The sequence below is a fragment of the Pseudomonas baetica genome, from assembly GCF_002813455.1.
GTDB classification, from domain to species: domain Bacteria; phylum Pseudomonadota; class Gammaproteobacteria; order Pseudomonadales; family Pseudomonadaceae; genus Aquipseudomonas; species Aquipseudomonas baetica.
The window spans coordinates 5,252,810-5,275,180 of sequence record NZ_PHHE01000001.1 but is presented as its reverse complement, the minus strand read 5'-3'; the positions used below and the strand labels follow the sequence as shown (position 1 = coordinate 5,275,180).

Genomic DNA, 22,371 nt, shown 5'->3' with positions numbered 1-22,371 from the left:
CAAGCCCGCTCCCACAGGGAATGAGTCACCACACATTTTGTGTACGACCGCTGAACCTGTGAGAGCGGGCTTGCCCGCGAAGGGGCCGGCCGCCACAACGCAGAGCTATAGTGACGACACGTCCCAAGTCCTGCCGAGTACACCATGAACACCGAGAAACCCGAGACATCCGCCGCCCCCGTCGATCACCTGCGCTTCCACCGCCCCCACGCCCACCTGAACACGACCTTCGGCAACGATACCTTCGCCTTGCGCGCCGAAGCGTTCGCGCGGTTCTTCGGCACGCCAACCTTTCTCGGCGCACAAACGCTGATCGTCGTGTTGAGGGTCTGTCTGAACGCGTTTGGCGTGACCACGTTCGACGTTTACCCGTTCATCCTGTTGAACCTCGCGTTCAGCCTGCAATCGGCCTACGCCGCGCCACTGATCCTGCTCGCACAAACCCGCCAGGCCGCGCGGGACAAGGCACAGGCCGACGCTGATGCGCAGCACCGCGAAGCGCTGGCACAGGCCAATACAGAACGTCAGGCTGAGGCGGCGCAGAACTCCGCGCAATTGTTAGCGTTGCTGGAACAAAACACCCGCCTCACCGAAATGACCAAAAGCCTGACCGAACGCATCGAAGGCCTGACCAGCGAACTACACGCCCACGTTTGCCAGAACCCACAGCGTTGATCAGGGTAAACGCAACGCCCGTCCGAGCTCATCGAACAACGTGACCACCGAGCGCAATGCCCGGCAATCCGGTCGGGTCAGCAACCACAGCGCGGTGTCGTAGCCGTGCAGCGGTTCGCTCAACGCCTGCAAGCCATCGCTGATCAAAAAGTCCGGCAACGCCGCGACACCGAGGCCGGCGCGCACCAGTTCGGTGACGCAGAGCATGCTGTTGCAGCGGTAACCCGGCGTGACCCCAGGCAATTGCTGACGGCGCCAGGCGATGGTCGGGTGATCGGGCAGGAAATCGTCCGGGGCGATCCAGGTCAGTGCCGCCAGATCCGTGGCATCCACAGTCTGCAGATAGCGCTCACTGGCGCAGACGCGGTAGGAAATCTTCGCCAGTTGCCGTCCGACCAGATGCTCCGGCGGTGTGCGCGTCAGGCGCATAGCGATGTCGGCATCACGTCGGCTGAGGTTGGCGAAATCGTTGGAGGTGCTTAATTCGATGGTCAGCGCCGGGTAGTTGGGCATGAACTGCGCCAGTGCCGGCAACAGTAAACCTTGTAACACCGAGTCGGTGCAGGTCAGGCGCACCGTGCCGCTGACCACTTCACCGCCCTGCTCCACGCCGATCCGCGCGGCGTCCAGTGCCTGCTCGGCGCGTTCGGCCTGTTCGGCGAGCGTCTGCGCGAGCGTCGTTGGCAGGTAACCGGCACGGCTTTTTTCGAACAGTTGCTGGCCGAGCGCAGCTTCGAGACGGCGAACAGCACGGAACACCGTCGAGACGTCGACCTTCAACAGTTGTGAGGCACGGGCCAGAGAGCCGCCGCGCACCAACGCGAGGATCAGGGCCAGATCCGGATAGTCGAGCCGATAGTGCGTCGATGCATTGATCACTTGGGCAAACGCCAATGTTGAGTGCGTGAGCGCCAATCTATAGTGAGCCCCATCAATCAACAAGCGCAGGGAACTCCCATGGAAAATCGCGCCACCCGCATCGCCCTGATCGGCGATTACGACCCGCAAGTCACTGCCCACCAGGCCATTCCTGTCGCGCTCGGTCTGGTGGCCGAACACCTCGGCCAGGCTGTGCCATTCGATTGGCTGGCCACGGATCAAATCCACACCGATACACCGCTGACAGGCTACGACGGCTTCTGGTGCGTGCCGGCCAGCCCCTATAAAAGTGAAGCCGGTGCGCTGCGGGCGATCCGTTTTGCCCGCGAACAACAGCGCCCTTTCCTCGGCACCTGCGGCGGTTTTCAGCATGCGGTGCTGGAATTTTCCCGCAATGTGCTGGGCTGGGCTGATGCCGAACATGGCGAAACTTCGCCCGAATCGGAAAAAGCAGTGCTCACGCCACTGACCTGCTCGCTGGTGGAAGCCGTGGACAGCATTCATCTGGTGCCTGGTTCGCTGATCGCCCAGGCGTACGAAACATCCGAGATTCGTGAAGGCTATCGCTGCCGCTACGGTGTGAATCCGCAGTTCGAACGGGCATTGCTGAGCCATCAGCTCCACGCCGTGGGTCATGATTCGGCGGGTGATTTGCGGGCGATCGAGTTGAACAACCATGTGTTTTTTGTCGCGACGCTGTTTCAGCCGGAACGTGCGGCACTCAAGGGTCAGGTCCCGCCGCTGGTGCGGGCGTTCGTTGAAGCATGCGCGGAGCAAACCCCATGACGCCGAACGAGCCTTGCTTCGCGGTGATTTTCACCTCGACCCGCACCGAGGGCGACAACGGTTATGCCGAGGCGTCCGAGCGCATGATGGAACTGGTTGTGGAGCAGCCGGGGTTTCTCGGAATTGACTCGATTCGCGGGGCGGATGGCGTCGGGATCACGATTTCCTACTGGGAGAGCGAGGCGGCGATTCTGGCGTGGCGGCAACATCCCGAGCACCGGGTGATTCAGGCGCGTGGGCGGTCGATCTGGTATTCGGCGTTTCAGACGCGGGTGTGCAAGGTTGAGCGCGAGTATCGGTTTGGGCAGTGAGTGCTGCTGCGCACTTTAGACCGGCTTCGCGAGCAAGCCCGCTCCCACAGGGGATTTGTGAACGGCACAGATCCAATGTGGGAGCGAGCCTGCTCGCGAAAGGGCCAGTCGCTTCAACACAAATCTTTCAGCCCCGCACCAGACTGCGCACAGCGACAATCTCCGGCACTTCGCGCTTGCTCATGTACACCCGCAACGGCTCGCTGATGTTGATACGGTCATCGATATTCTGATCCAGCAGCAACTGAATCAATTCGCGTTTAAGCGTCATGGTCGTTTCCGAAATCCGCGCCCAGACAAATTCACTGGTGGGAATAATGCCGTCATCCGCCACATCCATGCCGAACGAGTCCTCGCTGAAACGTACGATGTATTGTCCGGTCTTGCGGTTGAGGCCAACAAAGCCCTTGAGGTCGTCGGCGGCCTGGCAGATGAGCTGGGAAGTGATGCGCATGGTAAACCTCACGAAAAATCATCTATGGTTTACACGCAGGGCAAAAGTATCGGTGCGCCCTCTGCCGGGGCGTCGGCCGTGGGCAAGCGTACTGCAAACGGCGCCACAAAAGTGCAGGAAAAATCGCTTTTAATACGTTTATGTCGGTCTGGCGATAGCACGTAATCGATTCAGTTGTTAAAAGGTAGGTCTTTGAAAATGCCCTGCGAAAGGATCTCGAACATGCCCGCTACTTTCACCAAAAGCGCCCTCGTGCTGAGCCTGTTGCTCGGTCTCGGTCAGGCCAACGCCGCCAGCCACGCTGACGTCAACGCACTGGCCGCGGCGCATGGCATTCCGCATCCAGCGGTCATCGCTCACCGTGGCGCTTCCTTCGATGCCCCGGAATCCACCGCAGCGTCCTACAAACTGGCGCGCGATCTGGGCGCCGATTACCTGGAAATGGACCTGCAACGCAGCAAGGACGGCGTGCTGTTCGCCCTGCATGACAACAATCTGCAACGCACCACCGACGTTGCCAGCAAATTCCCTGACCGCAAGGACAGCCCGGCCACGGCGTTCACCATGGCCGAACTGAAAACCCTCGACGCCGGCAGCTGGTACAACAAGGCCTACCCGGATCGCGCGCGCCCGTCCTACGCCGGGCTGAAAATTCTGACCCTTGATGAAATCATCGACATCGCCCAGGCCAACCCGCAGCACAAGCCGGGCCTGTACATCGAGACCAAGGAGCCACAACTGTTTCCGGGGATCGAGAAAGACCTGAAAGACAAACTGCAGGATCGCGGCTGGCTGAGCCCTGCCGGCTCGAAACTGGCGAAAAGTGCGCTGGGCGTAGGTCAAGGCAAAGGCAAGGTGATCCTGCAGACCTTCGAGAAGAACAGCCTCGAACTGCTGCAAAAGGAAATGCCGCAAGTGCCGAAAATCCTCCTGCTGTGGGTCGGCGAAGGCAGCATCGAACCAAAATCGAAAGTGACCTTTGCCGAGTCCGGCGAGAAGGACAAGAACACTTTCTACGGCAAGCAAGCGCCGAAATCCGAAGCTGAATTCAAGCAGTGGGTCGACTACGCCAAGGCTCAGGGCGCCATTGGTACCGGTCCTTCGGCGAAGCTGACCAAGGGCGGCGATCAGAGCTATTCGGATCTGGTGCAGCCGTGGATGAACCAGTACACCCACGATCAGGGTTTGCTGGTACACGTGTATACCGTCGATGAGCCGGTGGACTTTGAGAAAGTCATGGCATCCGGCGTCGATGGCATTTTCACCAACCGCGCCAGCGAGCTGTTGAAGTTCTACAAGCGTCCGGCGAGTGCCAGTGTTGATCAGGTGTTGAAGAACAACGGCTTCTGATCGGTAAACCGGGTTGTCCGCATCGCGGGCAGGCTCACGCCTACAAGAACCCTGCACGCGATGTGGGGTTTTAAGGGTGAATTAAGTTGCGCTGGTTAATCTGAACCCACTTCAACAGAACACACACATAAGCCACCCAAGGAACGAACCGATGAAAACTTTGACTGCCCTGTTTACCGCTGCTGCCCTGACGCTGACTGCTGGCCTGGCCCAGGCTGATGTTCGCGTCGATCAGATCCCTGAATTGGTCAAGTCCGGCAAGATCAAGTCGCTGGAATCGATGAACGCCGAAGCGCTGAAGCTGCACCCGGGTGCGACCATCACCGACACCGACCTGGATAACCACTTCAACGGTTATGAGTACGAAGTCGAGCTGAAAACCGCCGATGGCAAAGAGTTCGACGTGGACTTCGACGCCACCACCGGCAAGGTGCTGAGCAACAAGCAAGACACCTGATACCCCCCCAAAAAAGCCGCACGATCGAAGGATCGTGCGGCTTTTTTGCGTCCGCCAGCCGGCCTATCAAGCGCGATATCGCCTGAAGGGATGCCAAAACCGCCATCAGACCGCTAGTATGACCCCCATCAGATAAACGATTGCAGCCGAGAGCGATGGGCATGGGGCAGACAGCGGCAGCAGACATCGCAACGGTCGGTCGCATCAGCGCGGTCCCGGCGATCCTTCAGGTGATTCGCGAGTTGACCGGCCTGCGTTTTGCCGCCGTGGCGCGGGTGACCGAAGACTCGTGGACCACCTGCGCGGTGCTCGACCAGTTGGAGTTCGGCTTGCAGGTCGGTGGCGAACTGGATGTGGTCACCACGCTGTGCCACGAAATCCGTCAGTCGCATGTTTCGGTGGTGATCGACAAGGCCAGCGAAGATCCGCTCTACCGCGAGCATCACACCCCACGCCTGTACAAGTTCGAGAGCTATATCTCGGTCCCGGTGTTTCGCACCGACGGGCGGTTTTTCGGCACGATCTGCGCACTCGATCCGAACCCGGCACAGCTCAAGTCCAGCAGCATTCAGAGCACCATGGAATCGTTCGCGCGGATGCTCGCGCTGCAAATCGAAACCGAGGAAAACCTGCAACGCACCGAAACCGCGTTGCAGACCGAGCGCGAAAACAGCGAGCTGCGCGAACAGTTCATCGCCGTGCTCGGCCACGATTTGCGCAACCCGTTGTTCGCCATCAGCGCCGGCGCCGAAATGCACCTGCGCAAGTATCCGGACCCGGCCATTGAAGTGCGCGTACGCAACATCCTCGGTAGCGCGCAACGGGCGACGCGACTGGTAGATGATGTACTCGATTTCGCTCGCGGGCGTTTGGGCAAAGGCATTCCGGTGGATATCCAGCACTGCGCGGACCTGACCGAAGCGGTGCAGCAGGTGGTAACGGAGATCCGCAACGTGCATCCCCAACGCACGATCAGCGCGACCATTGGCGACTTGCAGGGTGTGCACTGCGACCGTGGACGGATTGCCCAACTGCTGTCGAACCTGCTGGCCAACGCCGTGACCCATGGCGACCCGGAGGGCGAGATCGAGGTCATCGCTCAGGTCGAACACGGTGCGTTGATGCTGGCGGTAAAGAACCAGGGGCACATTCCCGAGGCGGTTCTGCCGCATCTGTTCCAGCCCTACTCGCGCCCGACCGGCAGCGCGCCCCAGGCCGGCCTCGGTCTGGGTCTCTACATCGCCAGCCAGATTGCGCAGTCCCACGGCGGCCGCCTGCATGTGGCGTCGACCGCACAAAGCGGCACGCTGTTTACCTTTAGCCTGCCCACGACCTGAAAAACCACAAGACTCAAGACCACCACAGATCCCTGTGGGAGCGAGCCTGCTCGCGAAAGCGGTCTGTCTGCCACATCTGAGGCGACTGACACTGTGCCTTCGCGAGCAGGCTCACTCCTACAGGGGGAATTACTTGATGTTCAGGCCGACGTGCTGACCAGCGAACCCGAGCTGCTCGAACCGGAATCCTGCAACGCTTGCAATAACGCCGCCGTGGCGGTTTGCAGCGAGGCCGAAGTGGTCGTGACTTGTACTTGGGCGGCGGCCACTTCGGTAGCCTTGGCGTCAGCGCTTTCCTGCTTGGTCTGTGCCGCTTGCAACGCTTGTTGCTCTTCCTGCAATTGCTTTTGCAGTTCGGCAATCTGCTTGCGCAGCTCTTTCACCGTGTCCGACTCACTGCTGCTGGAATCGCTGTCGCCCGCCGGTGCAGCGCCGCCTGCGGCGATTTTGCGGGTATCGGCCGCCACACCGTTGCTCGCGGTTGCGCTGGTCGCGGTGTCTTCATTGGCGTCACTGACCGCCGCTTTGCTGGCCGAGGTGACGACAGGCTGAGTGATCGAAACAGAGGTGATGCTGACCATGGAAATACTCCAATGCCGGTTATAGATAACCGGTCATCGACCCGGGTCGCTTCAATTTGAGATCGACTGTGTACCGACTCGGTATCCGAACCGGTACACAGTCAACGGCTTACGCGCTCAGGCGAGCGGTGACTTCGTTCAGTTGCCCGGACAGGCTATGCAGATTCTGGCTGGCGCTTTCGGTGCGCTGCACGTTGTCGAGGTTGGTGCTGGCGATCGAAGTGATTTCAGTCAGGTTGCGCGAGATGTCTTCGGCCACCGAGGTCTGCTCTTCGGGGGCGGTAGCGATCTGGCGGTTCATGTCGCGAATCGCTTCCACCGCGTGGGTGATGCGCTCCAGCATCGCGCCGGCCTGAGTCACTTGCTCGACGCTTTCATCGCTGCGGGTCTGGCCGCTATCAATGGCTTGCGCCGCATCCACCGCGCCGGTCTGCACGCTCTGGATGATCTGGTTGATCTCGATGATCGACTCCGCCGTGCGCTGCGCCAGATTGCGCACTTCGTCGGCGACCACGGCAAACCCACGCCCGGCCTCACCGGCCCGCGCCGCTTCAATCGCCGCGTTCAATGCCAGCAGGTTGGTCTGTTCGGCGATGCCGCGAATCACTTCCAGCACCTTGCCGATGCGGCCGCTATCAGCCTCCAGACGACGGATCACCGTCGCGGTGTTGGCGATCTCGCCGCGCATCTGGGTGATGCTGTGAATGGTGCTCTGCATGACCTTTTCACCCTGTTGGGCGGACTGGTCGGCATCGTCGGCGGCCCGTGCGGCATCGGCGGCGTGACGCGCCACTTCCTGAGCAGTGGCGGACATTTCGTTCATTGCCGTGGCCACTTGATCGGTACGGTTGAACTGCTCGTTGGTGCCGCCGGCCATGGTCGTGGCAATGGCGTTCAACTCGCCGCTGGCGCTGTCCAGATCACTGGCGCTGCGCTGCAAACGGGTGAAGGTTTCAGCGAGGAAGTCACGCAAGGTGTTGGCCGCTGCGGCGAGGTTGCCCAGCTCATCCTGACGGTCGCTGACCACGCGCTCGGCGAGTTTGCCGCGGCTCAATTGGCTGACGTAATCAATCAGTTTGCGGATCGGCTCGACCAGATTGCGATTGACCAGCCACAAGCTGAGCAGCCCAATCAGCAAACTCGAAGCCAGCATCACCAGGGTGCCGAGCAATACGGTGCGATCGGCCTCGGCACTGATCAACGCCGACTGCTCGGTGCCCTGTTTGCGCAGTTCGCTGACCAGTTCGCTCATCTGGTCACTGGTCGCGCGGTCGACGCCTTTGACCGCGAGGTCGCCCGCCACAGGATCGGCGCCGGCCGCTACGTAGGCATCGCGGCCCTTTTGGTAGGCGGCGCCCAGTTGACGATGCTCGTCGCGCAGTCGTTCGATGCGGTTTTTCAGGCTGGGCTCGATGCCTTTCTGGCCGGCCAGTTCACCGAGAATGTTCTGCACATCGCGCTGGCGATCTTCGAACTGGCCCCAGTATTTGGCCAGGTCCGCCGGTTGCTTGCCGCGCAGCAAGACGTTTTTCCATTCCTGCACCTGCACCTTGAATTGCAGGTTGGCTTCGTCGATGAGCTGCGAGGTGTGCAAGGGACCGGCGATCAACTGGCTGTAGCTTTGCACGCCGTTGGACAGGAAATGAAAACAGGCCAGCGCGATCAACAGCATCGCCATCAGGCTGCCGCTCAGCAGGGCGAGAATTTGCGCTCTCAGGGATTTTTGCAGCATCGCAGGTACTCAAGACAGGGATGAGGCACGCCCGAAACGAGCGTGAAATAGTGCCGGACTTCCCTGTCGGCGAACCTTGGCCCGTGGCCAATGGCGCGCAACCTGATGTCCCTGTGATCGGCGTGCCAGAGCGCTCTTGAATATAAATCCGACCGCCGGTAAGTCGCTGATTTGGCGTCATTTTGCCGTCATGTAAACGTCATGTGCGGTTGCGATGATGCGGCTCAGGTGAATCTGTGAATTCCCCGTCTAACGCCCTCCTCGCAGCGAGCCTTCATGAACCACAGCCTCGATATCAGCCATCGCGATCCTGACCTGTTTGGCTTGCTCTACGGCTTCCGTTTTCTGCCCGGCGAACGTGGCCGCGAAGTCGATTCGGCGACCGCCCTGCGCTGCTTGCAGGACGACAGCGACAGCGGCGAATTCCTCTGGCTGCACCTGAACCTCGCCCACGCCGCGTGCGAGCGCTGGATGAAAAGCCATCTGCAATTGCCCGAAGAATTTTTCGAGGCGCTGCACGAAGGCTCGCGCTCGACGCGCATCGAGCATGTCGACTCGGCGCTGCTGGCGGTGGTCAACGACGTGGTGTTCAACCTCAGCAGCATGGTCTCCTCGGATGTGTCGACGCTGTGGGTCTGCGTGCGCAGCAAACTGATCGTCAGCGCACGCCTGCAACCGCTGCACTCGGTGGACAAACTGCGTTCGTCGGTGAAGGCCGGCGAGCGCTTTCGCTCGCCCTCGGAATTGCTTGTGCACTTGCTGCGCGATCAGGGCGAAGTGCTGACACAGATCGTGCGCAAGACCAGCCTGAGTGTCGATCAGGTCGAGGACGAATTGCTCTCCTCGCGGCTGTCGACCAACCGCGCCGAACTCGGTGCCAACCGGCGGGTGCTGGTGCGTTTGCAGCGGCTGTTGGCGCTGGAGCCGGGTTCGTTGCTGCGCCTGCTCAATCGCCCGCCCGCGTGGTTGCAGAAGGAAGACGTCAAGGAGCTGCGCAAATCCACCGAGGAGTTCGCGCTGATCATCAACGACCTCACCGCCCTCGGCGAACGGATCAAACTGCTCCAGGAAGAGATCGCCGCCAACCTCAACGAACAGAGCAACCGCACATTGTTCACCCTGACCGTGGTGACGGTGCTGGCACTGCCGATCAACATCATTGCCGGTTTCTTCGGGATGAATGTCGGGGGCGTGCCGTTGTCGCAGGACCCGGAAGGCTTCTGGATATTGGTCGCGCTGGTGGCGACGTTCACCGTGATTGCCGGCCGCTGGGCCTTCCGTAAACGCGGGGATTACTGACCCGCAATACTTTATGCCCACAACAGATCCTTGTGGGAGGGGGCTTGCTCCCGAAGGCATCGTGTCAGTCGGCATCAGATTGGCTGAACCACCGCTTTCGGGAGCAAGCCCCCTCCCACAATTGGCCGGGCCAGTCACAGAAACCGGGCTCAGCAGAAAGTCCTGTGGAGATATGCATAGCTGTTCAGATCAGTGGTCGGGCTAATAAAGCAAACACTGATCTGACGCAGCCTCTCTGTAATATTTAGCAACGATCATGGGCGACATTCCTTCCCTCGCTCAGGATTGTCCGCTCATGGCTACTCCGTCCCTGACCGCCCGCCCGGCGTCCGCCCCCAGCGGCAGGCCTGCCCTCGACAAGAAAGCCAGCCCGTTCACCTACGTGATCTTTTTTGCGGTGTTGGCCATGGGCATGTTGTTCACCGCCTATAGCCTGATGCACGACATGCACGAACTCGGCACGGTGGTTACCACCTGGACGCCGTTCCTGCTGCTTGGCGTGGCACTGCTGATTGCGTTGGGCTTTGAGTTCGTCAACGGTTTCCATGACACCGCCAACGCCGTGGCCACGGTGATTTACACCCACTCGCTACCGCCGAATGTGGCAGTGGTGTGGTCGGGGTTCTTCAATTTCCTCGGCGTGCTGCTGTCCAGTGGCGCGGTGGCGTTCGGCATCATCGCGTTGCTGCCAGTGGAGTTGATTCTGCAGGTCGGCTCGTCCGCCGGGTTCGCGATGATCTTCGCCCTGCTGATCGCGGCGATTCTGTGGAACCTCGGCACCTGGTGGCTGGGCTTGCCGGCCTCGTCATCGCACACCTTGATCGGCTCGATCATCGGCGTCGGCGTGGCCAATGCGCTGATGCACGGCCGTGACGGCACCAGCGGTGTGGATTGGGCGCAGGCCACCAAGATCGGCTATGCGTTGCTGCTGTCGCCGCTGGTGGGTTTCGGTTTTGCGGCGCTGTTGCTGCTCGCATTGCGCGCGTTCGTGAAGAACCGTTCGCTGTACAAGGCACCGCAAGGCAACACCCCGCCGCCCTGGTGGATTCGTGGTTTGCTGATCCTGACCTGCACTGGCGTATCGTTCGCCCACGGTTCCAACGACGGGCAGAAAGGCATGGGCCTGATCATGCTGATTCTGGTCGGCACCCTGCCGATGGCCTATGCACTGAACCGCACCATGCCGGAGGAGCAATCGTTGCAATTCGCCGCTGTGGCGCAAGTCACCCAGCAAGCGCTGGTAAAAAGTTCACCGCTACCGGCGCCGGCCGATCCGCGCCCGATCCTCTCGGATTACATGCGCAGCAAGGAAACCACGCCGCAATTGATCCCCGCCCTCGCCGCCCTCACCGGGCACATCGGCGAGGAAGTCAAAGGCTACGGCTCGCTGGCGAAAGTCCCGGCCGAAGCCATGGGCAACGTGCGTAACGACATGTACCTGGCCAGCGAAACCATTCGCCTGATGGACAAGAACAAAGTCGGCAACTTCGATGCCGACACCAGCGGCAAACTGCAACTGTTCAAGCAGCAAATCGACAACGCCACGCGGTTCATTCCGCTGTGGGTGAAGATTGCCGTGGCCATCGCGCTGGGGCTGGGCACCATGGTGGGCTGGAAGCGCATTGTGGTGACGGTCGGCGAGAAGATCGGCAAGACTCACCTGACTTACGCCCAAGGCGCCTCGGCGGAAACCGTGGCGATGCTGACCATCGGTGCTGCCGACATGTTTGGTTTGCCGGTGTCGACGACGCATGTGTTGTCTTCGGGGGTTGCCGGGACCATGGTCGCCAATGGCGGAGGTTTGCAGATGAAGACCATCCGCAATCTGTTGATGGCCTGGGTGCTGACGTTGCCGGCGGCGATTTTGTTGTCGGGCAGCCTGTATTGGCTGTTCACCCAAATCTTCTGATCTACGCAAGACCCTTGTGGGAGGGGGCTTGCTCCCGAAAGCGGTGTTCCAGCCGACATCAACATTGGCTGACCCTCCGCCTTCGGGAGCAAGCCCCCTCCCACATTTGATGGGTGGTGTTGGTCAGAGGGTCGAACGAATCACCTCCCCCAACCAATCCATAAACGCGCGCACCCGCAGCGGCAAATGCCGTTGCCGCGCATACAACAGTGAAACGGCCATCGCCGGCGCGTTGTATTGCGGCAGCACCGCCACCAACTCGCAGGTTTGCAGATGCGAGCGCAAGCCGGTATTGGGCACCTGCACAATGCCGAAGCCGCCCAGACACGCCGCCTCATAAGCATCGGTGCTGTTGACCGTGACACTGCCAGCCATCGCCACGCGGCGTATCTGACCGTTTTCTTCATAAACAAACCCTTCCGAACGCGAACCCAGCACGCCGACGTAATGCACCAATCGATGCTGCGCCAGATCCTCAAGCGTCTGCGGTACACCATAACGCTCAAGATACGCAGGGCTGGCGCAGTTGATCATCGGCAAGTCGCACAGATGCCGCGCCACCACCGATTGATCCGGCTGCGCGCCGACCCGCAACACGCAATCAAAACCTTCGCTGAGCAGATCGACGCGGCGGTCGGTGCTGCTGATTTCCAGCTCAAGATTGGGATGGCGATCCATGAATTGCGGTAGCCGTGGCATCACCACGCGCCGGGCGAGAATGTTCGGCATGTCGATGCGGATGCGCCCGGCCAGCGAGGCTTCGTCCTGGCGGAACAAACCTTCGATCTCGTCCATGTGCGACAGCAGATCCTTGCTGCGCTCATACAAAACCAGGCCGTCCTGCGTCGCCTGCACCTTGCGCGTGGTGCGTTGCAGCAATCGCGTACCGAGCAGCGCTTCCAACGCTTGCACATGCTCGGACACGGTAGAGCGCGGCAGGCCTAGGTTTTCCCCGGCGAGGGTGAAACTCGACAACTCGCTGACCCGGACGAAGGTGCGCAGCAGTTCCAGTTTGTTCATGGGCCACCCGTTTATTGTTCGGTTTAACCGACCAGTGATTCCGATTTAAGCCTGTTTATCACCTGTCGGCGGATAAATAAACTTCGATCCATCATCACTCACCGCAATCGAGGAAGCCCCATGAACCGCAAAATCGCATTGATCACCGGCGCCAGTCGTGGCCTGGGCAAAAACGCCGCCCTGCATCTCGCCGCTCAAGGCATCGACATCATCGGCACCTACAACAGCCGCGCCGATGAAGCCCAGGCGCTGGTGCGCGAAATCGAAGCACTCGGCGGCAAAGCCGTGATGCTGCAACTGGACGTCGGCCGTAGCGAAGGCTTTGTCGATTTCGCTGCGCGGGTCGAGCAGGCGCTCAAGCACTTTGACCGTCAGCGGTTTGATTTTCTGGTCAATAACGCCGGGGTCGGTTTGCATGTCAGTTTCGCCGAAACGACCGTGGCGCAATTCGACATGCTGATGAATGTGCATTTCAAAGGGCCGTTCTTCCTGACTCAGCAACTGCTGCCACTGATTAATGATGGAGGACGGATCATCAACGTTTCCAGCGGTCTTGCTCGTTTCAGCATCCCGGGCGCCAGTGCTTACGCTGCGATGAAAGGTGCGATTGAAGTACTGACCCGCTATCAGGCCAAGGAGCTGGGCTCACGGCAGATCACCGTAAATACCCTGGCGCCGGGTGCGATTGAAACCGACTTTGGCGGCGGCACCGTGCGCGACAACCCGGCGGTGAATGCGATGGTCGCCGAAAACACCGCGCTGGGCCGCGCCGGTCAGCCGGATGATATTGGCGGTGCGCTGGCGCTGCTGCTGTCGCCGGGTGGGCAGTGGATCAACGGGCAGCGGGTTGAGGCCTCGGGCGGAATGTTTCTCTGACTGCAAACACCTTCCTGTGTAGGCGCAGCCTGCGGCAGCGCCTTCATAGGAATGGGGTTATCCCTGACAGGTGTTACGCAGCAGGAAGCGCTCGCGCACCACGTCATAGCCCCAGTGATACACGTAGGTGTACGGCAGGAAAAACAGCAACACGCCGATGTCGAGCAACAACGCTTGCCACAGGCTGACCGACAGCCACCACGCAATCAGCGGCACGCCCATCACGATCAAACCACCCTCGAACAACAGCGCATGCACCACCCGCACCCAGGCGTTGTGGGCGACGTTCAGGCGCGCCAACATGCGGTCGAAGAAGCGGTTGAACACCACGTTCCAGCCCAGCGCCAGCATTGCGATCAACACCGTCACCGCGCCCATGTCGAGCAGCGGTTTTTGCAGGATCCACGCCAGTAAAGGCGTGCAGATCAGGATCGCCAGCAGTTCGAAACCGATGGCCTGAAAAATACGTTCAGTGAGGGATTTGTGGGCAGTCATGGCCTGACTCCTTGAGTGAAGATGGTTGCCATGATCAACCCATAAACCGATACTTCATAACCAATAACCATCGATCAAGGCGATAGTTCATGGCTTCGCAAGAAGTGCTGTTGGCGTTTGTCCAGGCGGCGACCCAGGGTTCATTTTCGGCGGCGGCGCGCAAACTCGGGCGCAGTCAGTCGACCATCAGTGCGGCGGTGGCGAGTCTGGAGATTGATCTGGATCTGATCCTGTTCGATCGCAGCAGCCGCAAACCCACGCTGACCCCGGCCGGGCACGTGATGCTGCAACGGGCCGAAGCCATTCTGGCGGCCAACAGTCGGCTGGAAATGACCGCGCGACAATTGTCCCAAGGGGTCGAGCCGAAATTGACCGTGGCGATTTCCGACACTTATCAGTCGGCGCGTTTCGAAGCGGCGCTGGTCGGGTTCGAGCAACGTTACCCGGATCTGGAACTGGAATGCCTGATTGCTGAATGCGACGACTTGATCGAATTGGTGCAACGCGGTCGCGCGCATCTGGCGTTTGCCGAGATGCAGGACAGTTACCCGCCGGATCTGGTGACCTCGACCGTCGCCGAGCGTACTGATATCGCGCTGTTTGTAAGCCGCGAACACCCACTGACGACGCTGGAATACATCGATCAAGCCATCCTCGAACAGCATCGCGAACTGCGCCTGGCGACGATCATCAATCCGTACGACAGTCGAGGCAAGGGCCGTGTGTGGTCGGCGCCGAGTTATCTGATGCTGATGGAGATGGCCGAAATGGGTTTCGGCTGGGCGCCGCTGCCGCGCTGGCTGGTGGGGCGTTTCGGCAATGGCACGCTGGTGGAATTGAACGTGCGCGGCTGGCCGAAACCGGTGTTTGTCGATGCCTTGTGGTCGCGGCTGTATCCGCCGGGGCCGGCGGGGAGCTGGCTACTGAGCAAGATGCTCGAATAGCGGCGCGCCCATTCGCGGGTAAGCCCGCTCCCACAGGGTTCTGAGCAGGCCTGATGTTCTGATTTGGCTTTACTGGCCCCTTCGCGGGCAAGCCCGCCCCACAGGGTTCTGAGCAGGCCTGATGTTCTGATTTGGCTTTACTGGCCCCTTCGCGGGCAAGCCCGCTCCCACAGGGTTCTGAGCAGGCCTGATGTTTTGATTTGGCTTTACTGGCCCCTTCGCGGGCAAGCCCGCTCCCACAGGGTTCTGAGCAGGCCTGATGTTCTGATTTGGCTTTACTGGCCCCTTCGCGAGCAAGCCCGCTCCCACAGGGTTCTGAGCAGGCCTGATGTTCTGATTTGGCTTTACTGGCCCCTTCGCGGGCAAGCCCGCCCCACAGGGTTCTGAGCAGGCCTGATGTTCTGATTTGGCTTTACTGGCCCCTTCGCGAGCAAGCCCGCTCCCACAGGGTTCTGAGTAGGCCTGATGTTCTGATTTGGCTTTACTGGCCCCTTCGCGAGCAAGCCCGCTCCCACAGGGTTCTGAGCAGGCCTGATGTTCTGATTTGGCTTTACTGGCCCCTTCGCGGGCAAGCCCGCCCCACAGGGTTCTGAGCAGGCCTGATGTTCTGATTTGGCTTTACTGGCCCCTTCGCGAGCAAGCCCGCTCCCACAGGGTTCTGAGTAGGCCTGATGTTCTGATTTGGCTTTACTGGCCCCTTCGCGGGCAAGCCCGCCCCACAGGGTTCTGAGCAGGCCTGATGTTCTGATTTGGCTTTACTGGCCCCTTCGCGGGCAAGCCCGCCCCACAGGGTTCTGAGCAGGCCTGATGTTCTGATTTGGCTTTACTGGCCCCTTCGCGGGCAAGCCCGCTCCCACAGGGTTCTGTATTGAACATTGGATTTGTGTACGACACGGACACTGTGGGAGCGGGCTTGCCCGCGAAGAGGCCAGTAGGGTCAGCGCCCCATTCGGATCAGTCCAACGCTTGCAACCGCGCCTCGATAAACCGCCGCTCCGGCGCCTGCCGCGTCAGCTCCAGGGCCCGGAGATACGCCGCCCGCGCCTCTTCCACCCGGCCCAACTGCCGACAAAACTCCGCCTGCGCCGAATGCGCCAAGTGGTAATCCTGCAACTCCCCTCGCGCCAATATCCCTTCAATCAGCGTCAACCCCGCCAACGCCCCGTCCCGCTTGGCCACCGCCACCGCCCGGTTCAACTCGATCACCGGTGACGGCAGCGCGCGCAATAGCACGTCGTACAGCCCGACGATCTGCTGCCAATCTGTTTGCTCGGCACTGGGCGCTTCGGCATGCACCGCCGCTATCGCCGCCTGCAAACAATAGGGTCCGAAGCGCCGCGTGGTCAGCGCCCTTTCTACCAGCGCACAGCCTTCAGCAATCAAACCGGCATCCCACTGCGAACGATCCTGATCATCCAGCAACACCAGTTCGCCATTCGGCGAAGTACGCGCCGGTCGTCGCGATTCGTGCAGCAGCATCAGCGCCAGCAAGCCCATCACCTCGGGCTCCGGCAGCAACTCAATCAACAACCGCCCCAGCCGAATCGCTTCACGGGTCAGTTCTTCGCGCGTCACTTCTGCCCCCATCGACGCCGAATACCCTTCGTTAAACACCAGATAAATCACCCGCAACACGCTGTCGAGGCGCTCGGGCAGTTCGCTCAGGCTCGGCACTTGATAAGGGATTTTCGCGTCGCGGATTTTCGCTTTCGCCCGCACGATGCGCTGGGCAATCGCCGCCGGGGCCGAGAGAAACGCGCGGGCGATTTCCTCGGTGGTGAGGTCGCAGACTTCACGCAAGGTCAGCGGCACTTGCGCATCCGCCGCCAGCGCCGGGTGACAGCAGGTGAAGATCAGCCGCAAGCGATCGTCTTCCACGTCTTCGTCACTCCAGTCGGCCTGCTCCAACTCTTCCAGCTGCGCCAACAACAATGGCTGCGAGGCCTTGAACCGTGCGCGCCGGCGCAACACATCGATAGCCTTGAAGCGCCCGGTGGACACCAGCCAGGTGCGCGGATTGTCCGGCACACCGTCGCGCTGCCAGCGCTCGACCGCGACGAAGAACGCCTCGTGCAAGGCTTCTTCGGCGAGGTCGAAATCACCGAGCAGGCGAATCAGCGTCGCCAGAATCCGCCGCGAGTCTTCACGATAGACCTGCTCGACCCGCGACCTGACCTCAGACATTCAACTGGCGCACGGGGCGCACTTCAACGCTGCCAACCCGCGCCGCCGGAATGTTGCCGGCGACTTGAATCGCTTCGTTGAGATCCTTGGCATCGATCAGGTAGAAACCAGCCAGTTGTTCCTTGGTTTCGGCAAACGGGCCGTCGGTAATCGACAGCTTGCCGTTACGCATACGCACGGTGGTGGCGGTCTGCACCGACTCCAGCGCTTCGGCCGCAACCATCCGCCCGCTGCCCTGAACCGACGCGGCGTAAGCCCAGCATTCGGCGTCCTCGGGGCTGTCGGGCGATGAATGCAGCAGGCGTTCATCGCTGTAGACCAGGCATAGATATTTCATGACGTTCTCCTGATTCGAACGGATCAACTATGGCTGAAGATCACGGCTGCACATCGAACAGCGTCGCGCCGCTCATCGGATCGAACGGTGCCGACCAATGCTCGTGGGCGATCCGCCACGCCCCGCCGACCTGGCGATAGCATGCGGTGACGCGCATCCAGCAGCTTTGGGTTTCGCCTTTCTCGTTGGTGCCGCCGCAATTGGCCACCCAATGGGCGAAGGCGATGTTGTCGGCGGTTTCGATGGCGATTTCGTGGAATTCGAAAATGTGCGGGCCGGGGCACATTTCCATGCATTCCACCCAGTGCTTGCGGTAAGCCGGTTTGCCCTTGAATTGCAGGGCCTTGATCGCGTCGAACGAGAGGATGTCGTCGGCGTACAACGCCATGACTTTCTCGACGTCCTTGGTCATGACGGCCTGACGATAGGTATCGATCAGGGCTTTGATTTCAGTCTGTGCGCTCATGGTGTTCTCCGTGATTGTTGTTGTGAAGACACCTTTAGTCGTTCGGCGAATCGGCAGATCGACAGACGAAACAAAAAATTTCCAACGAGGGCAAAGTCGCTAGAATCCGAGGCTCATCTTTGTAGGAAAAAGGAAATTCCCGTGTCAGCCCAACTCGTGCCGTACGACAGCCTGAACGCTTTGCAGCGTCAGCAAGTCGAGGCGATTGAAATCCTCCCCGAGCAGATCAAGTTCTCCGGCGACATTCATGGCGCCCTGCATACCTTGCTGTCGAAACCCGGCCCCGGCGTGAAGGGGTTTGCGCTGCTGGCGGATGAAGTGCCAGTGGCGTTCCTGCTGCTCAAGCGCCCGCCGGTGTTGCCAGCCTGGGCTGATGAACACAGCGCCACGTTGCATGCGTTGCAGGTCGATCATCGGGCACAGGGCAAGGGTTATGGCAAGGCGTGTCTGCAAGCGCTGCCGAATGTGGCGCGTGAAGCATGGCCGCAGATCAAAGGGCTGGAATTGTCAGTGGATGCCGACAACGACGCGGCCATCGCGCTGTACGCCAAACATGGCTACGTCGACAGCGGCGAAGCGTACAAGGGCCGGATTGGTTACGAGCGGCGCATGGGGCTGTTTTTCTAAGTCGCCCCACGAGCGGGCGGTGCGCAAACAGATCACCCCTTACTGATACGTAGCCTGAACACACCACTGTTCCCCTGTGGGAGCGGGCTTGCTCGCGAAGGCGTCGTGTCAGTCAACATTTTCAGCGACTGATACACCGCCTTCGCGAGCAAGCCCGCTCCCACAGGGGTTTTGTGTTGTTGTTCAGAGGGTCAGGATCATCTCGTGCCACGCCATCCCACCATGATCGGACTCCGACGGTTTGATGTAGGCAAAACCAAACCCGGCATACAGCGGGATGTGTTTTTCCTTACACATGAGGTGAATCGTCGCCTTGTCCATCCCGCGCATGCGTTCGATGAAATCCGCCATCAAGCGCTTTGCCAGGCCCTGGCCCTGATAATCCGGGTGCACCACCACTGACATGATCACCACGTTCGGACCCGCAGGATCATGGCCGATCAGTTCCTTGAACGCCTCGTCGGACATCTGCACGTCGAATGCCGCGCCTGAATTCACGAACCCTGCGACCACGCCGTCCACCTCGGCCACGATAAAACCTTCCGGCCATGTCGCAATGCGTGTCGCGATCTTCTCGCGGGTGGCGGCTTCATCGCCTTCGTAGGCAACGGTTTCGATGGCGTAGCAGCGGTCCAGGTCGGCAGGCGTGACGTGGCGGATGACGGTGTTCATGGCAGCTCGGAAATCAGCGGAAAAAAGTGCGCAAAGCATAAAGGAATAAGGTGTTCATATCGATCCATACGGGCCGCGTAAAGCCTGCGTATAAGCGCTTTTCTTCCGGGTCTCGGGCAGCTATTTCTGCGGTGTGTCTCTGATCACCCATGGGGGAAACAGCTTATGAGCAGCGTAGAGATTGGCCTTTTGATGGTGTTGGGCATCAGCACGTTCGGCTTTATCACCCTGGGCATCGACCTGTTGCGGGCGCGACGTGTTGGCAAGAATAAGCGCGGTTGAAAGCATGAGGCGGATCAGTGATCCGCCTCATCGTTGCTGGCTCAGATCCTGGTATCGACCGGCACGCAGATTTCCAGCTTGCCCGTGTGCAGCTTCGGATTGAAATCGGCGCTATAACGCTCCAGCTCCGGGGCGTTGAGTTCCACGTAGTGGGAGGTCGGCAGCCAGGTCTTGTAGATGTATTGCAGGGTCTGTGGCAATTGATCGAGCGGTCCCTTGTGCTCGAACACCGCGTACTGACGGGGCAACACTTCGACCCACTGGTACACCTTCTGGTCCAGGTCATCGAGCTTGCTGATTTCGACCCCGGCGATGTAATCGAAGCCGCCCTTGCCGTCGAAGTTGCTGCACACCCCATAGGTCACTTCGTTTTTCTGTCCCTGTATCTTTCCCAGATGCGGCAAGAACTTTTCCCACAGCGCGGGGATGTCTTTCGCAGTGTCTTGGTTAAATCGACCACGAAATCCTGCAATCAGCAGGAAGTGTCCATGTTCGAAGCGAGGTTCAGCCACTTCGACGCGGGTTTGCTCATCCATGACTCGACTCCTGCAACAAAATAGGGGGTTCGGCCGGTGAGTATAGAAAGCCCAATGCGATTCGCACTGTTACAGCGCGTGCAACTGCTCGACGGCACCTGAGCCAACAAATTCGTTGTAGCCAGATACGATCACGTACACCGCGAAATAGCAGAAGATCGCTGCAGATGCCATGTAAGAATAGCGCAACAGTTTATCACCCAGCAGCTTGCCACCGTGGCTGGCGGCGAAGCACAAACCGGCGGACCACAGCAGCCCGGCACAGAGGAAACCGCCCAAAAACAGCGCCGAACTGACCGGGCCACCGCCACCGGAACGGGCGATCAGCGTTCCACCGACAGCGGCGAACCAGAGAATCGCGCTCGGCGAGGACATGGCCAGAAAGATACCGCGAAAGAACTCCTTGCGATGAGAGTTCTGCCCGACCTCAGCCGTCTCTGCCAACAGCGCCTCGTGGTGAATCGCCGAGTAGATCATCTTCGCCGCAAAGTAGATCAGCAGCGCCGACCCGCCGATCCACAGGACCCAGCGCACGGTTTCGTATTGCAGCAAAACGGTCATCCCGGCCAGCGCCAGCACCGCGTAAATCAGGTCGCCGACACAGGTGCCGAGGCCCAGCGCGAAGCCTTGAAAATAACCGCGCTGCATCGCCAACGTGATCATGGCAATGTTAGCCACGCCGATATCGAGGCACAGCGAAAGGCTCAGCAAGAAGCCGCTGGTGAATTCCATCTACCGATTTCCTTGGGAAAAATTCGTTTAACGATTGTTTGAACACCGGGGGGCTGGACAGTCTGCCATCACTGCCCTTATCTTCGCCAACAGGTCACCGCAGTGACCAGCGTCGCTCGGACGGTTCCGGGCGCTTACGTTATCCGAGGCAACAATGGCCGAACAAGGTTCGCCGCGCCGCTTTGCGCGCATAGATCGACTCCCCCCTTACGTTTTCAACATCACCGCCGAGCTGAAAATGGCCGCCAGGCGTCGTGGTGAAGACATCATCGACTTGAGCATGGGCAACCCCGACGGCGCCACGCCGCCGCACATTGTCGAAAAACTCGTACAAGTCGCTCAACGCGAAGACACCCACGGTTACTCCACGTCCAAGGGCATTCCGCGCCTGCGCCGGGCGATTTCCAACTGGTACAAGCAACGCTACGAAGTCGACATCGACCCGGAAAGCGAAGCCATCGTCACCATCGGCTCCAAGGAAGGCCTGGCGCACTTGATGCTGGCCACGCTGGATCAGGGCGACACCGTGCTGGTGCCGAACCCGAGTTATCCGATTCACATCTACGGCGCGGTGATTGCCGGCGCCCAGGTGCGTTCGGTGCCGCTGGTGCCGGGTGTGGACTTCTTCGCCGAGCTTGAGCGTGCCATTCGTGGTTCGATCCCCAAGCCGAAGATGATGATCCTCGGCTTCCCGTCCAACCCCACCGCGCAGTGCGTGGAGCTGGATTTCTTCGAGCGGGTGATCGCCCTCGCCAAGCAGTACGACGTACTGGTAATCCACGACCTGGCCTACGCTGACATCGTCTACGACGGCTGGAAAGCCCCGTCGATCATGCAGGTGCCGGGCGCCAAGGACATTGCGGTGGAGTTTTTCACCCTGTCCAAGAGCTACAACATGGCCGGCTGGCGCATCGGTTTCATGGTCGGTAATCCGGAGCTGGTCAACGCTCTGGCGCGGATCAAGAGTTACCACGACTACGGCACGTTCACCCCGCTGCAAGTGGCGGCGATTGCCGCGCTGGAAGGCGATCAACAATGCGTGCGCGACATCGCCGAGCAGTACCGGCAGCGGCGTAATGTGCTGGTCAAAGGCCTGCACGAGCTGGGCTGGATGGTCGAGAATCCGAAGGCTTCGATGTATGTCTGGGCGAAGATTCCTGAGGCTTACGCCCATCTGGGTTCGCTGGAGTTCGCCAAGAAGCTGCTGGCCGAGGCCAAGGTCTGCGTCTCGCCGGGGGTCGGCTTTGGTGAGTACGGCGACGATCACGTGCGCTTCGCGCTGATCGAGAACCAGGACCGGATTCGTCAGGCGGTACGCGGGATTCGCGGGATGTTCCGGGCGGATGGGCTGGTCCCGAAATCCGGCAACTGACACCTACCCCCTGTGGGAGCGGGCTTGCTCGCGAAGGCGTCGTGTCAGCCGATATCAA

Annotated in this window: 24 protein-coding genes; 12 read left to right on the top strand and 12 right to left on the bottom strand. The window is 60.3% G+C overall.

What is annotated here, in order from left to right; translation table 11 throughout:
* Positions 1-144: 144 nt before the first annotated feature.
* Positions 145-675 carry a DUF1003 domain-containing protein gene (locus ATI02_RS24370; protein WP_100847607.1) on the top strand — a complete coding sequence of 177 codons (531 nt, stop codon included), beginning with the start codon at positions 145-147 and terminating at the stop codon, positions 673-675.
* Here ATI02_RS24370 and ATI02_RS24365 read toward each other — a convergent pair whose 3' ends face one another.
* The gene (locus ATI02_RS24365; RefSeq protein WP_100847606.1) at positions 676-1,617 is read right to left on the bottom strand and encodes a LysR family transcriptional regulator; all 942 of its coding nucleotides are present in this window, start codon (positions 1,615-1,617) and stop codon (positions 676-678) included. It abuts the gene before it with no gap.
* A 15-nt stretch (positions 1,618-1,632) separates the two neighbouring features.
* On the opposite strand from ATI02_RS24365, the gene ATI02_RS24360 reads away from it, so the two are divergent.
* Entirely contained in the window at positions 1,633-2,340 is a 708-nt protein-coding gene (locus tag ATI02_RS24360; protein WP_100847605.1) for a CTP synthase C-terminal region-related (seleno)protein, read from the top strand.
* Positions 2,337-2,651, top strand: coding sequence for an antibiotic biosynthesis monooxygenase family protein (locus ATI02_RS24355; protein ID WP_100847604.1), 315 nt, complete (start codon positions 2,337-2,339; stop codon positions 2,649-2,651). The genes ATI02_RS24360 and ATI02_RS24355 overlap by 4 nt, the downstream gene beginning before the upstream one ends.
* 127 nt (positions 2,652-2,778) lie before the next feature.
* Here the strand turns inward: ATI02_RS24355 and ATI02_RS24350 are convergent, their stop codons facing one another.
* Complete coding sequence (locus ATI02_RS24350) at positions 2,779-3,105, bottom strand: DUF2025 family protein (RefSeq protein WP_100847603.1); 327 nt, start codon at positions 3,103-3,105, stop codon at positions 2,779-2,781.
* A 222-nt stretch (positions 3,106-3,327) separates the two neighbouring features.
* On the opposite strand from ATI02_RS24350, the gene ATI02_RS24345 reads away from it, so the two are divergent.
* The 3 genes from ATI02_RS24345 to ATI02_RS24335 all read left to right on the top strand — a co-directional run bounded on the left by ATI02_RS24345 (position 3,328) and on the right by ATI02_RS24335 (position 6,249).
* Positions 3,328-4,455, top strand: a complete 1,128-nt coding sequence (locus ATI02_RS24345; RefSeq protein ID WP_100847602.1) for a glycerophosphodiester phosphodiesterase — start codon at positions 3,328-3,330, stop codon at positions 4,453-4,455.
* Between the two features lie 151 nt (positions 4,456-4,606).
* On the top strand, positions 4,607-4,912 hold the full coding sequence (locus ATI02_RS24340) for a PepSY domain-containing protein (RefSeq protein WP_007917758.1): 306 nt from the start codon (positions 4,607-4,609) through the stop codon (positions 4,910-4,912).
* A 161-nt stretch (positions 4,913-5,073) separates the two neighbouring features.
* A complete protein-coding gene (locus tag ATI02_RS24335) occupies positions 5,074-6,249 on the top strand; it encodes a GAF domain-containing sensor histidine kinase (protein WP_100847601.1) in 1,176 nt (391 codons plus the stop codon).
* Between the two features lie 140 nt (positions 6,250-6,389).
* Here the strand turns inward: ATI02_RS24335 and ATI02_RS24330 are convergent, their stop codons facing one another.
* Positions 6,390-6,830: a hypothetical protein gene (locus ATI02_RS24330; RefSeq protein ID WP_100847600.1), complete on the bottom strand. Its 441-nt coding sequence runs from the start codon at positions 6,828-6,830 to the stop codon at positions 6,390-6,392.
* 109 nt (positions 6,831-6,939) lie between these two features.
* Positions 6,940-8,562, bottom strand: a complete 1,623-nt coding sequence (locus tag ATI02_RS24325; RefSeq protein WP_100847599.1) for a methyl-accepting chemotaxis protein — start codon at positions 8,560-8,562, stop codon at positions 6,940-6,942.
* Between the two features lie 276 nt (positions 8,563-8,838).
* On the opposite strand from ATI02_RS24325, the gene ATI02_RS24320 reads away from it, so the two are divergent.
* Positions 8,839-9,861: a transporter gene (locus tag ATI02_RS24320; protein ID WP_095188096.1), complete on the top strand. Its 1,023-nt coding sequence runs from the start codon at positions 8,839-8,841 to the stop codon at positions 9,859-9,861.
* A gap of 295 nt (positions 9,862-10,156) precedes the next feature.
* Positions 10,157-11,770, top strand: a complete 1,614-nt coding sequence (locus ATI02_RS24315; protein WP_100847598.1) for an inorganic phosphate transporter — start codon at positions 10,157-10,159, stop codon at positions 11,768-11,770.
* A 123-nt stretch (positions 11,771-11,893) separates the two neighbouring features.
* On the opposite strand, the gene ATI02_RS24310 is transcribed toward ATI02_RS24315, so the two are convergent.
* Positions 11,894-12,790 carry a LysR family transcriptional regulator gene (locus tag ATI02_RS24310; protein WP_100847597.1) on the bottom strand — a complete coding sequence of 299 codons (897 nt, stop codon included), beginning with the start codon at positions 12,788-12,790 and terminating at the stop codon, positions 11,894-11,896.
* 120 nt (positions 12,791-12,910) lie between these two features.
* Between ATI02_RS24310 and ATI02_RS24305 the strand changes: the two genes are divergently transcribed.
* A complete protein-coding gene (locus ATI02_RS24305; RefSeq protein WP_100847596.1) occupies positions 12,911-13,666 on the top strand; it encodes an SDR family NAD(P)-dependent oxidoreductase in 756 nt (251 codons plus the stop codon).
* Positions 13,667-13,723: 57 nt separating this feature from the next.
* Here ATI02_RS24305 and ATI02_RS24300 read toward each other — a convergent pair whose 3' ends face one another.
* Positions 13,724-14,161, bottom strand: a complete 438-nt coding sequence (locus ATI02_RS24300; RefSeq protein ID WP_095188088.1) for a multidrug/biocide efflux PACE transporter — start codon at positions 14,159-14,161, stop codon at positions 13,724-13,726.
* An 89-nt stretch (positions 14,162-14,250) separates the two neighbouring features.
* On the opposite strand from ATI02_RS24300, the gene ATI02_RS24295 reads away from it, so the two are divergent.
* The gene (locus ATI02_RS24295) at positions 14,251-15,105 is read left to right on the top strand and encodes a LysR family transcriptional regulator (RefSeq protein WP_095188086.1); all 855 of its coding nucleotides are present in this window, start codon (positions 14,251-14,253) and stop codon (positions 15,103-15,105) included.
* A 954-nt stretch (positions 15,106-16,059) separates the two neighbouring features.
* On the opposite strand, the gene ATI02_RS24290 is transcribed toward ATI02_RS24295, so the two are convergent.
* From ATI02_RS24290 to ATI02_RS24280, 3 genes are read right to left on the bottom strand one after another with little or no spacing between them, the layout of a single operon-like run.
* A complete protein-coding gene (locus ATI02_RS24290) occupies positions 16,060-17,289 on the bottom strand; it encodes an RNA polymerase sigma factor (RefSeq protein ID WP_100847595.1) in 1,230 nt (409 codons plus the stop codon).
* Positions 17,282-17,626, bottom strand: a complete 345-nt coding sequence (locus ATI02_RS24285; RefSeq protein WP_095188084.1) for a YciI family protein — start codon at positions 17,624-17,626, stop codon at positions 17,282-17,284. Before ATI02_RS24285 ends, ATI02_RS24290 begins: the two co-directional genes overlap by 8 nt.
* Before the next feature lie 40 nt (positions 17,627-17,666).
* Positions 17,667-18,092, bottom strand: coding sequence for a YybH family protein (locus tag ATI02_RS24280; RefSeq protein ID WP_095188083.1), 426 nt, complete (start codon positions 18,090-18,092; stop codon positions 17,667-17,669).
* A 141-nt stretch (positions 18,093-18,233) separates the two neighbouring features.
* On the opposite strand from ATI02_RS24280, the gene ATI02_RS24275 reads away from it, so the two are divergent.
* The gene (locus tag ATI02_RS24275; protein WP_100847594.1) at positions 18,234-18,719 is read left to right on the top strand and encodes a GNAT family N-acetyltransferase; all 486 of its coding nucleotides are present in this window, start codon (positions 18,234-18,236) and stop codon (positions 18,717-18,719) included.
* Between the two features lie 183 nt (positions 18,720-18,902).
* On the opposite strand, the gene ATI02_RS24265 is transcribed toward ATI02_RS24275, so the two are convergent.
* From ATI02_RS24265 to ATI02_RS24255, 3 genes are all read right to left on the bottom strand, one after another.
* Complete coding sequence (locus tag ATI02_RS24265; protein WP_100847593.1) at positions 18,903-19,391, bottom strand: GNAT family N-acetyltransferase; 489 nt, start codon at positions 19,389-19,391, stop codon at positions 18,903-18,905.
* A gap of 323 nt (positions 19,392-19,714) precedes the next feature.
* Complete coding sequence (locus tag ATI02_RS24260) at positions 19,715-20,209, bottom strand: GyrI-like domain-containing protein (RefSeq protein WP_100847592.1); 495 nt, start codon at positions 20,207-20,209, stop codon at positions 19,715-19,717.
* 69 nt (positions 20,210-20,278) lie between these two features.
* A complete protein-coding gene (locus tag ATI02_RS24255) occupies positions 20,279-20,941 on the bottom strand; it encodes a LysE family translocator (RefSeq protein WP_100847591.1) in 663 nt (220 codons plus the stop codon).
* Positions 20,942-21,095: 154 nt separating this feature from the next.
* Between ATI02_RS24255 and alaC the strand changes: the two genes are divergently transcribed.
* Positions 21,096-22,313 (top strand): alanine transaminase, encoded by a 1,218-nt coding sequence (gene alaC, locus ATI02_RS24250; protein ID WP_100847590.1) that lies wholly within the window; start codon positions 21,096-21,098, stop codon positions 22,311-22,313.
* Positions 22,314-22,371: the final 58 nt, after the last annotated feature.

Coding starts and splice junctions, on each gene's coding strand:
- ATI02_RS24350 (WP_100847603.1), bottom strand. CDS start 3,105: ATGCGCATCACTTCCCAGCTCATCTGCCAGGCCGCCGACGACCTCAAG.
- ATI02_RS24320 (WP_095188096.1), top strand. CDS start 8,839: ATGAACCACAGCCTCGATATCAGCCATCGCGATCCTGACCTGTTTGGC.
- ATI02_RS24340 (WP_007917758.1), top strand. CDS start 4,607: ATGAAAACTTTGACTGCCCTGTTTACCGCTGCTGCCCTGACGCTGACT.
- ATI02_RS24255 (WP_100847591.1), bottom strand. CDS start 20,941: ATGGAATTCACCAGCGGCTTCTTGCTGAGCCTTTCGCTGTGCCTCGAT.
- ATI02_RS24265 (WP_100847593.1), bottom strand. CDS start 19,391: ATGAACACCGTCATCCGCCACGTCACGCCTGCCGACCTGGACCGCTGC.
- ATI02_RS24285 (WP_095188084.1), bottom strand. CDS start 17,626: ATGAAATATCTATGCCTGGTCTACAGCGATGAACGCCTGCTGCATTCA.
- ATI02_RS24280 (WP_095188083.1), bottom strand. CDS start 18,092: ATGAGCGCACAGACTGAAATCAAAGCCCTGATCGATACCTATCGTCAG.
- ATI02_RS24260 (WP_100847592.1), bottom strand. CDS start 20,209: ATGGATGAGCAAACCCGCGTCGAAGTGGCTGAACCTCGCTTCGAACAT.
- ATI02_RS24360 (WP_100847605.1), top strand. CDS start 1,633: ATGGAAAATCGCGCCACCCGCATCGCCCTGATCGGCGATTACGACCCG.
- ATI02_RS24295 (WP_095188086.1), top strand. CDS start 14,251: ATGGCTTCGCAAGAAGTGCTGTTGGCGTTTGTCCAGGCGGCGACCCAG.
- ATI02_RS24315 (WP_100847598.1), top strand. CDS start 10,157: ATGGCTACTCCGTCCCTGACCGCCCGCCCGGCGTCCGCCCCCAGCGGC.
- ATI02_RS24325 (WP_100847599.1), bottom strand. CDS start 8,562: ATGCTGCAAAAATCCCTGAGAGCGCAAATTCTCGCCCTGCTGAGCGGC.
- alaC (WP_100847590.1), top strand. CDS start 21,096: ATGGCCGAACAAGGTTCGCCGCGCCGCTTTGCGCGCATAGATCGACTC.
- ATI02_RS24370 (WP_100847607.1), top strand. CDS start 145: ATGAACACCGAGAAACCCGAGACATCCGCCGCCCCCGTCGATCACCTG.
- ATI02_RS24330 (WP_100847600.1), bottom strand. CDS start 6,830: ATGGTCAGCATCACCTCTGTTTCGATCACTCAGCCTGTCGTCACCTCG.
- ATI02_RS24335 (WP_100847601.1), top strand. CDS start 5,074: ATGGGGCAGACAGCGGCAGCAGACATCGCAACGGTCGGTCGCATCAGC.
- ATI02_RS24305 (WP_100847596.1), top strand. CDS start 12,911: ATGAACCGCAAAATCGCATTGATCACCGGCGCCAGTCGTGGCCTGGGC.
- ATI02_RS24345 (WP_100847602.1), top strand. CDS start 3,328: ATGCCCGCTACTTTCACCAAAAGCGCCCTCGTGCTGAGCCTGTTGCTC.
- ATI02_RS24355 (WP_100847604.1), top strand. CDS start 2,337: ATGACGCCGAACGAGCCTTGCTTCGCGGTGATTTTCACCTCGACCCGC.
- ATI02_RS24310 (WP_100847597.1), bottom strand. CDS start 12,790: ATGAACAAACTGGAACTGCTGCGCACCTTCGTCCGGGTCAGCGAGTTG.
- ATI02_RS24300 (WP_095188088.1), bottom strand. CDS start 14,161: ATGACTGCCCACAAATCCCTCACTGAACGTATTTTTCAGGCCATCGGT.
- ATI02_RS24290 (WP_100847595.1), bottom strand. CDS start 17,289: ATGTCTGAGGTCAGGTCGCGGGTCGAGCAGGTCTATCGTGAAGACTCG.